Origin of the sequence: Zhongshania sp., from assembly GCF_029212375.1 — a bacterium.
Taxonomy (GTDB): domain Bacteria; phylum Pseudomonadota; class Gammaproteobacteria; order Pseudomonadales; family Spongiibacteraceae; genus Spongiibacter.
Window position 1 is genome coordinate 110,635 of sequence record NZ_JARGNU010000001.1, and the last position, 15,019, is coordinate 125,653.

The window sequence follows — 15,019 nt, forward strand, 5'->3', positions numbered from 1 at the left end:
AAAATATTCCTTTAAAATGGTACTAGCGCATTAGCAAGCCAGCGTGAAAGATTGCGGTTGCTATTGCAGCATTAAATATAGACTTAATATACGTATTTATTAGTGATAAACCCCATTTTGGATGTGCTCAGTGGTCACTTTTGGCGGTTTTTTTGATCCGTGTCAGTGTTCTAATAATTTACATAGTGGCTATTTTACATGTTTATTTAGCCACTCCGCGAGGTCGCGGTAAATTTCGTACTTGCACGATTCATGAAAAATTTCGTGATAGAGCTTGGGGTAGATGACTAACTTCTTGTCGGCCGAGGATATTAAATTGTAGAGGGTTCGTGAGCCATTTGGATGGGCGAGCGCATCTTGCTCTCCATGCAACAGTAGCATGGGGGTTTTAATGGATTTGGCCCTTGATAATGCCCGCGCGCTGCCAGATAAGATTTCGGCGATTAATTTTGCGCTGCCTTTGCCGCTGAGCACGAGAGGGTCATTGATATAGTCTGCCACTACCGCTGGGTCGCTACACACTAGTTTTGGATCAACCGCAAAAATTCGTAGACGCGGGAATAGCGCGGCAATCACTTTTAAAATGCGTTGTTGGAGTGGGCCGATTGCTTCATCGGTTGCCAGCGCAGGACCAGACAGCACGCAGCCGTCAACTAACTCTGGGTGCTCAATTAGCACATTGGTGGCAATGACGCCACCCATGCTGTGGCCAATTAAAAAGCAGGGTAAATCGGGCGCGGTAGCGCGCACCTTCGCTATAAACTCAGCGGCGGTGTCGACAAAAATGGCGAAGTCGTCAATATGGCCTTTTTCGCCGTCAGACAAGCCGTGTCCGACGTGGTCGAGTGCGTAACAGCTATAGCCACTATCATTTAAGGTGGTGGCCAGCGCCTGATAGCGCTCGCCGTGCTCCCCCAACCCATGCAGTATAACAATTTGGGCCTTGGGTGCTGGCGTCTGCCAGCTTCGGGTGTGTATGCGTGTTCCAGTGGCATTAGTGAAGTTTTCTGCTTGTGCTGCCATCTTAAAACCGCTCCTTAAATTGCTAGATTCAATATTTACTGAGAGTACAGCATTTGAGAATCGAGTTCCGTCAGAATTTGATCCAATATGCGGCTGATATGGGTTTGCAGGCGAATCCGTTCAATATGTGGCCAAGTTGCCTGTTCGCCAGCGTTGATCAGTGCTAGCGCTTCTTCGCTGCTGCGACCCGCCAATAAGGCCATTGGGTTGTGTATTCGGCTGGGCGGTAGAATATTAATATCGCCGGTATAGGTTTGTGAGAGCACTTGGCCGAGCATGGTCGCGGCGCTATTAAATGCAGACTGGTTTGCGCCAGGATGGCGGAGTAGTTTATTACCCGCCAACAGCCACTCTCTTGTGGTGTTCTTAAACGCACGTTTAATGACAGCTAGCCCAACCGAGGATTTTTCGCGGTGAATAAAGGGCAGTGCGGCAGGGTTGGTTTGGCTGACGATAAAGTGGTTAACGCCATATAAACGGGTAATACGCTTTATTGGCATATCGTCGGAGATTGAGCCATCAATCCATTTGCGGTCTTCGAGGTAGGGGCGAATATTGCCGTGCTCGTCTTTGGCCTGAAGGGTAACGGCGGGAAAAAAGCCAGGAAACGCACTTGACGCCATTACCGCGTCGCGCACCAGTACGTTGGGCGAGGCGATGGCATTAAGGAGTCGCGATGATTGGTGTTTTTCCACGGGCGCGACCGACACATTTAGCTTGTAACCGGTTAATTTCTGGGCTTCTTGGAAGGTTATTTCGGGGATTAGGCGGCTGTATAATTCGGTTACCACTTTGAGTGAGATTGGTTGCCGGCGCAGCAGTCCAAAGCTTGGCAGTGCGCCGTTGTTTTGCTCAACTTCGAAGCGAATATATTCTGGGTCAAAGATTTTTTCGAGTTGTTCACGGGAGTGGGTGCCAACCAATGAACCTATTAACGCGCCACCGCTGGAGCCGCTAATAATCTTGGGCAGTAGGTCTTGCTCCCACAGTGATTTTACAACGCCTAAATGAAAATAAAACAGCGTGCCAGAGCCACTAAGCATTAGCGCAGACCGGCCGAAACAATGGCTGGCGCGCTGAAAAAAGTCTGCCTTTTGTGCCAAAGTGATGTCGGTGACGTCTTTGCTTGCGAGGTGCAATAAGGCCTCGCCGATTTCGGTGGTGTATTCGTCGATCAGCAATTTGGTGCCAAAGGCGGCGCGCTTGTATAGCAGCGCGTTGCCCATGCCCGCCATATTGCCGTGAATTCCTTCGTTTAGGGCAAATAAGAGGCCTTTGGTGTCTCCTCCGGCCCGCTTTTCTCTGAGCTTGGTCAGCCTATTTCGAATTGAACGGTAGTCGTACAAACGGCTGCTTTCCGCTTGCCGCCAGCCGATCATGCCGGTTTTGCGATCGCGCTCAATTGCGGCTTCACGCCATTCATTGTAGTTGCTAGCTTGCGTCATTGGTGATCCGTTCGTAATGGGTGAGCTGAGTGCAGTGCTGCGGGAGCGAGTGCTATTGTGCCTAGCCAATTTTGAATCGCTATTTCAATAGTTGGCACAACAGCGCGAACTCCGCTTGTAAGCAGTTCACCATAAAATCGTCGTCGGGAAGAATATCTTCTGTGGTGGTGATGGTAACGCTAAGTGCGCCGTTGTAGCTCATCACCACAAAAAACAGGCCCATATGATCACCTAACGGTACCATACCGTATTGTTCTCGGCACTGGGCGCCGCGTAAATAAAAGGGTTTTGCTGGCCCAGGCACATTCGAAATGGCGAGATTGCACATTTTTCCGGTAACGCCAGACGCAAGTAGTAATTTGGTGAACGCAGCCATCCCTAAACTGGGCAACTGTTGGCTTAGATCGGTGACCATTCGCGCGGCTAGGCCGGTGCGTGCGGCCTTGGCATCTTGGGTGGTTGCAACAATAAGCTGCAAGCGCTCGATGGGGTCGCTAATTTGGCTGGCCAGATTAATGGCCATAGCGCTGATATTATTGCCGTCGTCGGCAGCGCCACCGGGGCTGCGTGCGTTAATGGGTACCCATGCGACCAGTGGCGTATTGGGTAATTCACCGTGATGGTCTAGATAGCGGTTCAGGGTGCCGCTGCAGAGGCCTAATATCACATCGTTTAAGGTGGCGCCAGGCGCTAATTTGCGCAGGGATTTGAGTTGCTCTAGTGAAAAAATGTGCGTTGCAAGCTTTTTGCTCGGGCTAACGGCTTGGTTAAAACGGGTTTTCGGCACCGGCGGCTTTTTCACTGGCGGAAGGTTTTCGGTTTGGCTTTTGTTAACGCGCCGTGATTTTAGCTGGGTAAAAACGCGATTGGCGGCATTAATCGGTGAGTTTAGGTAATTATTGCCCGCAGTGCGCAGCAATTGTTGGCGGCGCGGGTAGGGGTAGGCTTGCTCGACGGCTTCGGCATTTTGGGGGGTGTCGGGCACATCGGGGCTGTCGTCGTGCAAGCCGAGAAACAGCTGCATTGCCGAGGTGCCGTCAATGGCCGCGTGATGAATCTTGATGAGCAGAGCGAAGCTGCCTTTTTGTAAGCCTTCAATATTGTCTAAACCACTAATGAGATGAATTGCCCACGGTGGACGGCGCAAATCCAGCGGCCGAGAATGGAAGTCGGCGGCGGCCTTGTTTAGCGCTGCACGATCGCCAGGCGCCGCTGCGCGGGTCTCGCTAAGATGGTTTTCAAGCTTGAAATGCGGATCTTTTGCCCAGTAGGGGTAGTCGAGATTCATCGCAACTGACTTGATGCGGTGGGTGAAAATAGTGCTTAGATGAAGTCGATTTTGTAACTGTAATTTGATCGCTGCCAGTGGGTCGTAATCTGCTTGGCCCGGCTCGAGTGTCTCGGGCGGTGTGTACACGCAAATCATGGTGGCGTTAGATAAATTATTTTCGGTTTCCATATAAAGAAACTGAGCGTCTTGTGGCTTAAGCTGCTTCATGTTGTCGCCTTCTTGATGCGTGGAGTCCTTTTGATTGGGGTCGGCTGCGCTGGAGAGTGAGTCGATTTTTTCGCTGCAGGTAATGGCGCAGCTGTGACCTGGCTTGGCTCTGGGCTTGTAAAGCCCAGCGCTTGCAAATACTGTTGCCTAACGTCGGCAATGTGGGTGTCGAGCTCTGCTCGCTTCCAGTGACTGGTGTCGATGGGCGGCAGAATTTCGACGGTGACCTTGGCTGAGTGATAGAGCGAGTCGCCCTTAGTTTGCACATTTAGGGAGTTATGTATTACCACGGGAACGATATTTACTTTTGCATCTAAGGCTAGGTGAAATGCACCTTTTTTGAACGGGCCAGGTTTGCGCGTACTGCTGCGAGTACCTTCTGGGGCCACTGCGACACTGCGACCCTCTTTGGTGATGGCTTCTATTAATGGCGCCATACTGGCAATAGCGCTCTTGCTGTCGTCGCGGTCGATGGGAATCACTCCTGCAAACTCATAGGCATCTGATAATAAGGGTACCTTACCAAATGCGCGCTTGCCGATTCCCGCGTAATTTTCGCGCAATAATTTGAGAATAATAAAGCCGTCGGCGTTACTTTGATGATTGAAAATAACCACGCTGGCGGGGTTGTCGCGTAAATAATGTTCGTTGATTAGTTCGATATCCATGCCGATTAATTTGCACACGCTGTCTGTGAAGTGCTTCAGCATAAAGCCGCGGCCGCGTTTGCGGTCGCCTTCAAGGTGGGCGACACCTAAACCGCCGAGGTAGCTTGCGACCAGCGATATATAAACCCCCGCAGTGCCGCCTAATTCGCGCAATCGCCAGCGGCGGGGTTTAAAATCGACACTGAACCAATCTTTGAAATCGGCGTGCTGTTTAAGGCGCGGATTGGGGTTGACGGCGGTGGGGTGACCAACAACCTCTAACAGCGGTAGGTCTTCATCGCTGTCGGTATAGAAAAAGGCGTTGTCCAAGCTGCAATTTAGCTGGCTTGCTAATTTCTCGGCGGCCAGCCGTTTACCAAAGCCCCAGCAAACGGGCATGGTAACAGTGCCGGTAAACTGATCTTGATCAACCACATAGTGCGAGCTGGCAATATGGTCGATCTGAAGTTGTTGTGCCACTAAGCTAATCGCTTGCTCCGGTGCCGACGAGGCGATAGCAACAATGTGGCCGCGAGCGCGGTGGGCGGCTATGAGCGCCCGCGCTTCTGGGTAGATCCGCTTGTTGAGCTGGGTCTCGTAGACGTGTTCACACAAGTCGCTAAATTCCTGTACAGGACTGCCTTTTAAGAATGACGCGCCAAGCTCCATAAGGCCGTGATCATCCATCAGCCCTAGCTGATGGTTAATTATCGCAAGTACCACCCGTGCAAAATCGTGCTTGGTGATATCGCCGCGCCGCAATTGCTCGCGCAAGATAAATAGCGAGGAATAACCCGCAATTATGGTGCCGTCAAAATCAAATAGGGCCAACGTGCTTGGCCCTGGTAGTGTATTGTTGATTTCGGCTAGCAAGTCATCAGTGGTCGACACTATGGGTATCCCTCGTGTGTAGATTGCGTTGCTCATCGTTAAGCTATTGCAAATTATATGTTTTTGCGGTGCTGTGAAAACAGATATTCTTTGTTTACTTGGTGCAGGTAAAGTGTTGCGCTAGATAGGTTTCTGCTAGTTTGGTGTTTAGCTATAACCGGATTATGCTTATATTGCAATATTAATTAGTATGCAAAACGATAGCAAGCGTATTGTAAGGTTGCTAAGTCTGTGTCTATAATGACTTTAGTAGCGACGATGCTCTATGTCGTCGGTGATTAGGCCGCAAAAAGTGGTTGCATGTCGGGTGGGCGTTAATGCGCTCGCGTCAAGCTCAGATAACAGTAGAGAGGTGTATTTTGAAAGGCTTATCGGGAAAAATAGCGATTGTAACCGGTGGTGGTAGCGGTATTGGTGAAGCGATTGTGCTTCGTTTAGCGGCAGAAGGTTGTCATGTAGCTTTGTTTGATATCAATCCCGAGGCTTCGGCTGCGGTGGTTGAGAAGTCAAAAGCTGCTGGCGCGAGTGGATCTGTGGTGCCGTACATGACAGATATCACCGATCTTACCGCCGTAGAGGCCTCGGTTGCCAAGGTTGAAGACGAGTTGGGACCAATCTGGATGCTGGTTAACAATGCTGGCTGGGACAAGCCCGCGCCTTTCTTAACTACCGGCCCCGATTTGTGGCAAAAAATTATAAGCCTTAACTTGCTTGGCCCAATCAACCTGCATTCTGCAGTGTGTAAGCGCATGGCTGAGCGCAAAGGCGGCCGTGTGGTGAATGTTGCCTCGGATGCTGGCCGTGTTGGCACGAGCAACGAAGCGGTTTACTCTGCTTGTAAAGGCGGCACTATCGCGTTTACTAAGTCGATGGCCCGCGAGCTAGCCCGCAGCAACGTACTGGTTAACGCAGTGTGCCCTGGTCCCACTGATACTCCAGCCATGGCGGCAGTGGTAGGAACTGGCCCAGAAGCTGAAAAGTGGAAAGAGTCTATGGCCAAGGGCATTCCATTGCGTCGCATGGCACAGCCAGATGACTACCCCGGTATGATCGCCTTTTTAGGCAGCGACGACGCTTCCTATATGACTGGGCAGGCAATCTCGATTTCCGGCGGTTTGACCATGAGCTGACACCACTGCAGACGCCCCTGAAAAGGGGTGTTGTCGGTGAGTTATTATTTACAAGGAATACACTATGTTTGCGACTACACCTTACGAAGACATTATTTACGAAAACCGCAATGGCGCGGCGTGGATCATTATCAACCGTCCCAAGGTCTATAACGCCTTTCGCGGAAGAACCATTGAAGAGTTGATTCATGCATTTTTGACCGCTGCCAGCGACAAAACTGTTGGTGTTGTGGTGTTAACCGGCACTGGCGATAAAGCATTTTGTACCGGTGGTGATCAGTCTAATCACGATGGCGACTACGATGGCCGCGGTGTTGTTGGTTTGCCAATTGATGAGCTGCAATCAGCAATTCGTGATATTCCCAAGCCTGTTATTGCGGCGGTAAATGGCTATGCAATTGGCGGTGGTCATGTACTTGCAACCATTTGCGATCTGACCATTGCTGCAGACACCGCGCAAATGGGTCAAGTTGGACCTAAAGTGGGTTCAGTTGATGCTGGCTGGGGTACCGCTTACCTAGCGCGTATTGTTGGCGAGAAGAAAGCGCGCGAAATTTGGTATATGTGTAAGCGTTATACCGCTCAAGAAATGGCCGATATGGGCCTAGTAAACAAGGTCGTGCCGGCGGCAGAGCTAGAAGCCGAAGTGACCAGCTGGTGCGAGACCATGTTGCAGCACAGCCCAACGGCAATGGCCTTGGCGAAGCGCTCATTCAACTGCGACAGCGAGTCGATTCGCGGCACCAGTATGATGGCGTTGAACGCGGTTAAAATGTACTACGATACTGACGAATCTAAAGAAGGTGTTAACGCCTTTAATGAGAAGCGTAAGCCCGATTTTCGTAAGTTCATTTAAGCCTTGCTAATCATCGGCGGTGTGCTGTGTGTAACAGCTCGCCGTCGATTATTTGCTTAGTATTTGATCGTGTTGGACCGCATTATAATTTGATAAAACCCTGCGGTGTAGCCAAGCAAATTTGCGACGAGGATGCATTGTATGTCCCTCAGCCCAGTCGCGGAGTTTAATTCCCTTAACGCCGCTTACAGTCGTGATGTTCTACGCACTAGCCGCGCAAGCGAGCTGGCACTTTTCCTTTACGATGTGTCTGATGAAGGCCCGTCGATCCGTTTTTTGTATAATACTGGTATAGCGCCGGAGCTGGTTACTGTCTATCGGCAAAGCGTTTTTCGTGATGATCCATTGCTGCCCCACGGCGGCGCTAGCGATAAATTGTTAGGTGTTCGTGAGCTTGGCATGTCGCATTTGCCCGCTAAACAGTTTAGCGCCTCGGGCACTTACTACACCCATGCCTTACGCGGCGCTGGCTATATTGAAACCGCGGCCTTGTCGCGGCAGTTAAGTCGGCGGTTTTACTTGGTGGCGGGAATGCTATTGGGTCAAGGTGCGCGTCAGTCTCGGCATATTTATGCGGAGAGTGCCGTGGACAAAACTCAAAACTGGTTGCTAAGCGCGGCAGATCATATGATCGATAGCGGTATTCTCAGCTCGTGGCGAGAGAGTGAGTCTAGTAAATCGGCTTGCCCGCTGGCTGATATTCCGGAGCGGCATTTACTGGTGTTAACACCAAGAGAAAAAGACGTGCTTGCCGAAATGTTGCGGGGCTTTAGCAATAAACAGATAAGTGCCTGCTTGGGCTTGTCGGAGTACACGATTGAAAATCATCTGCGTCGTATCTACAAAAAATTTGCCGTTCACAGTCGTACGGCCTTGATCGCCACCCTGAGTCACTAAAACGTGGTTGTTAGTTGCTCAGGGTGGTTTGGGGTGCTTACAAGCTATCTAGCGCTTGGGTGTCGTCAATCGCGTGAGTCATGCGGCTGATAAACTCCAAGCTGGTGTCGCGGGGCTGCATATCTGGCACATCGGGATTGGGGCTGAGTACCGGTGTCCACCATGCGAGCGCGCCGAACAGGTTCTGGCGGTAGTAATTCCATGCTTCGCTAAAGGGAGTGTCGGCCCCGCCATTGGCTTTCAATTCTTTTAAGTAATGCTGAATTAAATCTTTTTCCCAAGCGCGACGGTCACCGGTGGGTAAACTGGTCGAGATCACATAGGCTAAATCGCGGCCCCAATGACCAACACACATACATTGCCAATCGCTCAGGCCCATGTGTTTATCGGCGGTGATATACCAGTTTTTAAGGTGAACATCAGAGTGAACCACGGTGTGCGGCAAGCTTTTATGCGCGTTTACACTGGCGAGGGTGGCGGGCCAAATTTGGTCGGCTTTTTTGAATAGGTTGGCTGGAATGACTTCTCTTGCTTCTTGAAAACCAATGTCGGCCTGCGGCCCAAAGCCCGCTTCGTTGGCGGTAATAGTGAAAAAATCAGACCACGTGTTGAGGTACGATAGCTCAGATTTTAACGCCTCGCTTTGATAATATTTGCCGTGGAGTTTAGCGAGAATGCTCAGCTGTTCCTTGGCTAGCTGTTCAGTAATTACAGTGGTGTGGTCACTAAACGTGACGCTGCCGGTCATGTCATCTAGCATCACGATCGAGTTAAGGGTGTCTGGATTAAAATTCGCAAAGCGCGCGGTAGGCGCTTCGATATCAAGCTGTGGCCGAACAATATTGTAAAACTTTACTTCGCCTTCAATCGCGCCATTCATGCCGAGCAGGCAGCGGCTGGGTAGGGCAAATGTGGCCTTACAGAATACGCTGCGGGGCAAGCTGTGTTGCTCTGAACTGTACTGGATTTCAATGCGCCGGCGGCTTGATGTGCCTTCGTCTTCGGGGCCAAGGGTAAAGCCTGTCACCTTTGTGCCATTGGCCTTTGCGCCAAGTACGTCGTCTAACCAGTCGGTGGTAATGTCTTCAAAGGCCATGGGTATTTCGTCGCGACTGCGAACGGGTTTACGCTCGGCGGTTTCCTTGTCAAAGGCGGCTTTTATTTGCTCGAAGTTCATTTTCATGATGAATTCACCTGATGCTTATTGTTTGAATTGACTATTTTGATGTAACTAAGGCTAACAGGCTGGGCGCCGTTCTTCGATAGACGGATTTCCGTCAATATAAAGGCTAGCGAAAGGTTCGCATGTGTAGTATATTTTGAGCCTTATATCGCTGACTGGCAATCGAGCCGCAGTGCCTGACACTCCTTGTGCCTACGAATCAGCACTTCTAACGAGTAGAGGATAGACCAAATTATGTCGGATGCCCCAATTCATTATGCTGTAGATGCCCGTGGCGTAGCGACAGTAACCCTTATTCGGCCAGAAATACACAATGCCTTCGACGACACCGTAGTGGCGGCGTTGAGCGAGGCATTTGCGACAGTAGCGCAAGATGATTCGGTAAGAGCGCTAATATTGGCGTCTACCGGTAAGAGCTTTTGTGCAGGTGGCGACCTAAATTGGATGCGGCGCATGGCGCAGTATGGTTATGAAGAGAATCTGCGCGATTCCGAATTACTGGCTGAAATGTTGCGCCGTTTAAACACCTTGCCAAAATTGACAATCGCCCGAGTACAGGGCGCTGCCTTTGGTGGTGGTGTTGGTTTGGTGAGCTGCTGTGATATTGCGGTGGCATCGCCAGCGGCGGCATTTTGCTTAAGTGAAGTAAAAGTCGGTATGATTCCGGCAACTATCAGCCCCTATGTTATTAACGCCATTGGCGAGCGCGCATCGCGTCGCTATTTCACCACCGCCGAACTTATTGATGCGGCCAAGGCTAGGGAGTTGGGCTTGGTTACCGAGTTGGTCGAGTCTGACGAGCATTTAGACGAGGGCATCGAGCGGATTTTAAAGAGCCTTCTGCGCAATGGTCCGCGAGGCGTTGGCGAAGCAAAGCGCCTCATTATCGACTACGCAAACCGCGAGATTACCCCCGAGCTAATCGCCGACAGCAGTAAACGTATTGCTGAAACCCGCGGCAGCGCTGAAGGCCAAGAGGGTTTAACCGCTTTCCTAGAAAAGCGTAAACCCAGCTGGATAGTGTAAAACCAATTGAATAGTTAAAAAATGTCATCGTTCTGGCGTATGTATGCCAAGGACGGTTTAAGCGAGTAAGCCAAGCACTGCAATTGTGGTGCACCATTTTCTACACGATCTATAGGTACTGACTATGAGTGAAAAAACCGTACTGATCGCCAACGGACAGGGTTTTTGGGGCGACAGTCTCCTAGGACCCAAACGTCTGGTGTCGGAAGGCCCGCTGGATTATCTGACGCTGGATTATTTGGCCGAAGTAACCATGAGCATTATGCAGAAGCAGCGCTTGCGCAACCCTGAACTGGGTTACGCTACCGATTTCGTATCGATGCTGAAAGAGATTCTGCCAACGTGTAAAGAAAAGGGCATTAAAGTTATTGCCAACGCCGGTGGTGTTAATCCACGGGGCTGTTTGAAGGCCATCCAAGAAGTTGTTAAAGAATTGGGCCTTACCGGCATTAAAATCGGTATTGTGGAAGGCGACGATATTCTCGACCAGATTCCCGAGCTGATGAAGTCTGGCGAAACCTTTAAAAACCTCGATACTGGCGAAGGCGTTGAGCAAGTGCTGAGCAGAATGTCGAGCGCCAACGTGTATATTGGTGCTAAGCCGATTGCTGACGCCTTGGCATTGGGCGCCGATATTGTGGTAACTGGCCGCGCTACTGACCCCTCGGTAGTACTTGCGCCGTTAATTTATGAATTTGGCTGGTCGATGGACGATTTCGACAAGCTAGCTGCTGGCACGGTTATGGGTCACATTTTAGAATGTGGCGCCCAGTGTACTGGTGGTAATTATTGCGATTGGAAATCTGTACCCGATTTTGCCCGCATTGGCTACCCAGTTGTAGAAGCCAAAGCTGACGGCACGTTTGTGGTTACTAAGCACGAAGGTACAGGTGGCTTGGTAAATATCGACACCATTTCTTCACAGTTGCTGTACGAACTAGGCGATCCAAAGGGCTACCTTGGACCAGACTGCCAGACCGACTTCACCACGATTCAGCTAGAGCAAGATGGCGAGAATCGTGTACGTGTATCTGGTATTAAGGGCAGCGCGCCAACACCGACCTACAAAGTGTCGATGTCTTATGAAAACGGCTACAAAATTGTTGGCACCCTGACTTATACCGCGCCAGATGCGGTTGCAAAAGCAGAGCTGGCAGCACAAATTTTGTTTGACCGCGTTGCGCTCTACGGCACGCCGATTCCAGAAGAAGATCGCTTTGTAGAAGTGTTTGGCACTAATGTTTGCTACAAAGGCATTGTGAAACAGAGCGAAGAGCCTGCAGAAGTATTGCTTCGGGTCGGCGCGAAGAGCCAGAACAAAGAACTGCTTAATCTGCTGGGCAGAGAAGTTGCGCCACTGATTACTAGCGGCCCAGTGGGTGTTACTGGATTTGCGGCGGGTCGTCCACGGCCAACCGAGATTGTTGGCTATTGGCCAGCCTTGATCGACAAAACCAAAGTCACCACCACCGTTACGGTAGAGGAAGTATAATCATGGCTAAAGTACAGTTGATGGATATTGCCATTGCCCGCAGCGGTGATAAAGGCGACGGTTCCAATGTGGGTATTAAAGCCCGCACCCCAGCGATTTATCAGTTTCTTAAAAAGACCCTGACCACCGAGATGGTAAAAGAGCACTTTAAAGAAATCTGCTTTGGTAAAGTGACGCGCTATGAGTTAGATAACCTCAACGCGCTAAATTTTATCCTTGAAGATTCACTTGGCGGTGGTGGCACTGAAACCTTGATTATGGACGCCCAGGGTAAAGTACATGGCCTAGCGCTCCTGTTCATGGAAATGGACGTGCCGGACGAGCTGCTGGCTTAACTCGCGCTTTTAAGCCCGGCGCAATGTCGGGCTTAATATCGATAATGGCAGATTTTATGATCTGCCATTATTTTTTTCTGCTGTAATTAATTCTGAATACCTTTTTATACAAATCGACGCCATCCAAAATATCCCCCAATTCGGTCGCTAATGTGATCTCTTTCGGCCAAAATACTTGTCTAGGTCGCTGTTTGGCTTAGCTCATAAAGCTATTTTGTATCGTTTTTGCCATCAGCAAAGCGGAGTACTAGTTTCTATTCACTTAGCGGTGAGTATAATCCTTGCTTTAAGATATATTCATAAAATAAATAAGGGGCGTTTGTGAGTAGTTTAGCAAAAGAGAAGCATATTCCAGGCGAAGCCGGAATTTGGGTGTTTGTGTTCGGCGATATGTGTATCTTCGGTTTGTTTTTTGTAACCTTTGCGTATTACCGCAGTTTTGATCTTGACTTATTTCAGCAATCACAATTGCAGCTTAATCAAAATTGGGGCGCATTAAATACGGTATTGCTGCTCACCAGCTCGTGGTTTGTGGTTATGGGTATGAGCGCCGTAAGAAAGGGCCTAAGGAGCTTGGCGCGTAAGTGTCTTTCACTCGCCTGGTTATGCGGCTTGGGTTTTGGAATTGTAAAAGTGTTTGAATACGGTGAAAAAATCGAACATGGTATTACGTTAACCACCAATGATTTTTTCATGTACTACTATATTTTTACCGGTATTCATTTTTTACATTTAATAATTGGTATGGCTGTGCTGGCCTATATGATTTTAAGATTGCGTCACAATAATCCCCTTGCAAATGACCTTGCTTTACTCGAGAGCGGGGCAACCTACTGGCACATGGTGGATCTATTGTGGATCATTCTTTTCTCTCTTCTTTATTTGATTAAATAATATGAAATCAATGTTCCTGCAATCTAATACTGCAATTTGGGCGCTGCTCGCCTTGGCCACTGTTGTCTCTTGGTTTATGGGTGGCGACGCTACTTTAAATATTCCCGCGGTAATGCTGCTGATCGCGTTTTTTAAAACGCGGCTGGTGATAATTCATTTTATGGAGGTTAAGCATGCGCCTTTGGCCCTGCGCTTGGCTGGCGAAGCTTGGGGTATTATTTGCTGCACAGCCTTGATCGTACTGTATTCAATGGCGTAGCCGCTCAAGCCCAGCCCAGTATCGCGTCACTGAACAAATGCGCAATATGATTTGGCATCAAGGAGCGAGCTCTTTGATGCCATCTAGCAACTCTTGCTAGCTCTTCAGTGTAGAGCGAATCGCGTCAAGCTTCCTCGGTAAATCAGCCGGTAAATTCCCGGCCAAAAATACGTCTGGCAATAACCCAAGTTTGAATTTCATTGGCACCTTCGTAAATCTCACCAATTTTAGAATCCCGGTAAATGGCTTCGAGCGGAAACTCCTGGCCAGTGCCCGACAGGGTTTTAACAAAGCCGTAGGCGCCACACACTTGAATTGCATCTCTAGCGATATCGCAGGCAACCCGCGAGCCGGCGAGCTTGGCCATGGCGGCCTCGGTGTCGGCAATCCCCATTTTGTCGTGCAGCAGGGCGGCTTTTTGGTAGAGGTTGCGAGCAGATTCAATTTGCATGGCGTACTCGGCAAATTTGTACTGCCAGTGTTGGAAGCGCGCCAGCTCCTGACCAAACACCTTGCGCTTGGTCATATAGTCGGTAGAAAAATCGAAGGCCCGCTGAGCCATCGCGCAGCCAATGGCACCAATGCCCATCCGGCCTTGCACCAGTGCTTTAATCGCGGTGCGCAGGCCACCGCCTACGGTGCCAACCACGCGGTCGTCTGCGGCAAAGGCGTTAACAAAGCTAACATCAGCAGTTTGCTGAACATGGTTGCCCATTTTTAGATCGGGGGCCGAAACCGTGACACCCTCTTGCTTCATGTCGACCAGCAACATAGTGAGAGCATCGCCGGTTTTGCATAAGGTGAGAATATAGTCGCCAGCGGGGGAGTTGGTGATCCAGCGTTTAACACCGTTTATGCGGTAGCCGCCATCGACTTTCTCGGCAATGGTTTCCATCGACGCCGCCGACAGGTCGGTGCTGGCACCGGGTTCAGAGGTGGCAAAGCAGCCAACGAATTCACCTTTAATCAGCATGGGCAGAAATTTGCTGCGGATCTCGTCTTGGGCGCCGTCTAAGGTTTTACCAACCAGAATGGCTTGGCCGTCGTAAAACGCCGATGCCAAGCTGGCAGAATAGTAACCCAGCTCTTCAAGGGCGGTCATTATTGCTAAGGTGGGAAATTCAAGGCCGCGGCCGCCAACATCTTTAGGGTAGGGAATCTCGTAAAGGCCCGCTTTTGCCATGGCATCAAATTGCTCGCGGGCGAAGCCCTCGGCTGATTCTGGGGTGGTGTTTAATTTATGTGCAACCGGACGAATTACGTCTTCGGCGAACTCCCGAACTTCTTGGCGTATTTTTAGGGTTTCTTCTGGCAGATAAAGGTCGTTAAAAAGTTCGTCTGAGCGGCGTCTAATCGTTGTCATTATACGTTCCCGGGTAGTAGAAAATGCATGAGTTTTATTTAGCCCATATCGCGCGCAGCGCAGCTGTTTTGCGCTATTAC

General features: G+C 50.1%; 14 protein-coding genes. 8 read left to right on the plus strand and 6 right to left on the minus strand.

Annotation, left to right across the window (positions count from 1 at the left end):
* Nucleotides 1-189 precede the first annotated feature (189 nt).
* The 4 genes from P1U47_RS00475 to P1U47_RS00490 form a co-directional block, all read right to left on the minus strand.
* The gene (locus tag P1U47_RS00475; RefSeq protein ID WP_301026543.1) at nucleotides 190-1,023 is read right to left on the minus strand and encodes an alpha/beta hydrolase; all 834 of its coding nucleotides are present in this window, start codon (nucleotides 1,021-1,023) and stop codon (nucleotides 190-192) included.
* 35 nt (nucleotides 1,024-1,058) lie between these two features.
* Entirely contained in the window at nucleotides 1,059-2,468 is a 1,410-nt protein-coding gene (locus P1U47_RS00480) for a DUF3336 domain-containing protein (RefSeq protein WP_301026544.1), read from the minus strand.
* A 79-nt stretch (nucleotides 2,469-2,547) separates the two neighbouring features.
* Entirely contained in the window at nucleotides 2,548-3,966 is a 1,419-nt protein-coding gene (locus P1U47_RS00485; RefSeq protein WP_301026545.1) for a wax ester/triacylglycerol synthase family O-acyltransferase, read from the minus strand.
* On the minus strand, nucleotides 3,963-5,504 hold the full coding sequence (locus P1U47_RS00490; RefSeq protein ID WP_301026546.1) for an HAD-IB family hydrolase: 1,542 nt from the start codon (nucleotides 5,502-5,504) through the stop codon (nucleotides 3,963-3,965). The genes P1U47_RS00485 and P1U47_RS00490 overlap by 4 nt, the downstream gene beginning before the upstream one ends.
* Before the next feature lie 359 nt (nucleotides 5,505-5,863).
* Here P1U47_RS00490 and P1U47_RS00495 point away from each other — a divergent pair, with 359 nt between their 5' ends.
* From P1U47_RS00495 to P1U47_RS00505, 3 genes are all read left to right on the plus strand, one after another.
* Nucleotides 5,864-6,634 (plus strand): SDR family NAD(P)-dependent oxidoreductase, encoded by a 771-nt coding sequence (locus P1U47_RS00495; RefSeq protein WP_301026547.1) that lies wholly within the window; start codon nucleotides 5,864-5,866, stop codon nucleotides 6,632-6,634.
* Between the two features lie 64 nt (nucleotides 6,635-6,698).
* Nucleotides 6,699-7,490 (plus strand): enoyl-CoA hydratase-related protein, encoded by a 792-nt coding sequence (locus P1U47_RS00500; protein ID WP_301026548.1) that lies wholly within the window; start codon nucleotides 6,699-6,701, stop codon nucleotides 7,488-7,490.
* A 141-nt stretch (nucleotides 7,491-7,631) separates the two neighbouring features.
* Complete coding sequence (locus P1U47_RS00505) at nucleotides 7,632-8,387, plus strand: LuxR family transcriptional regulator (RefSeq protein WP_301026549.1); 756 nt, start codon at nucleotides 7,632-7,634, stop codon at nucleotides 8,385-8,387.
* A gap of 37 nt (nucleotides 8,388-8,424) precedes the next feature.
* Here P1U47_RS00505 and P1U47_RS00510 read toward each other — a convergent pair whose 3' ends face one another.
* A complete protein-coding gene (locus P1U47_RS00510) occupies nucleotides 8,425-9,570 on the minus strand; it encodes a phosphotransferase (RefSeq protein ID WP_301026550.1) in 1,146 nt (381 codons plus the stop codon).
* 234 nt (nucleotides 9,571-9,804) lie between these two features.
* On the opposite strand from P1U47_RS00510, the gene P1U47_RS00515 reads away from it, so the two are divergent.
* The 5 genes from P1U47_RS00515 to P1U47_RS00535 all read left to right on the plus strand — a co-directional run bounded on the left by P1U47_RS00515 (nucleotide 9,805) and on the right by P1U47_RS00535 (nucleotide 13,576).
* Nucleotides 9,805-10,596 carry an enoyl-CoA hydratase/isomerase family protein gene (locus tag P1U47_RS00515; RefSeq protein WP_301026551.1) on the plus strand — a complete coding sequence of 264 codons (792 nt, stop codon included), beginning with the start codon at nucleotides 9,805-9,807 and terminating at the stop codon, nucleotides 10,594-10,596.
* A 124-nt stretch (nucleotides 10,597-10,720) separates the two neighbouring features.
* Nucleotides 10,721-12,088, plus strand: a complete 1,368-nt coding sequence (locus tag P1U47_RS00520) for an acyclic terpene utilization AtuA family protein (RefSeq protein WP_301026552.1) — start codon at nucleotides 10,721-10,723, stop codon at nucleotides 12,086-12,088.
* Nucleotides 12,089-12,090: 2 nt separating this feature from the next.
* Nucleotides 12,091-12,423 (plus strand): hypothetical protein, encoded by a 333-nt coding sequence (locus P1U47_RS00525; protein ID WP_301026553.1) that lies wholly within the window; start codon nucleotides 12,091-12,093, stop codon nucleotides 12,421-12,423.
* Nucleotides 12,424-12,744: 321 nt separating this feature from the next.
* A complete protein-coding gene (locus tag P1U47_RS00530) occupies nucleotides 12,745-13,317 on the plus strand; it encodes a cytochrome c oxidase subunit 3 (protein WP_301026554.1) in 573 nt (190 codons plus the stop codon).
* Between the two features lies 1 nt (nucleotide 13,318).
* Nucleotides 13,319-13,576, plus strand: a complete 258-nt coding sequence (locus tag P1U47_RS00535) for a cytochrome C oxidase subunit IV family protein (RefSeq protein WP_301026555.1) — start codon at nucleotides 13,319-13,321, stop codon at nucleotides 13,574-13,576.
* Between the two features lie 142 nt (nucleotides 13,577-13,718).
* On the opposite strand, the gene P1U47_RS00540 is transcribed toward P1U47_RS00535, so the two are convergent.
* Nucleotides 13,719-14,939 (minus strand): acyl-CoA dehydrogenase family protein, encoded by a 1,221-nt coding sequence (locus tag P1U47_RS00540; RefSeq protein WP_301026556.1) that lies wholly within the window; start codon nucleotides 14,937-14,939, stop codon nucleotides 13,719-13,721.
* Between the last annotated feature and the right edge of the window lie 80 nt (nucleotides 14,940-15,019).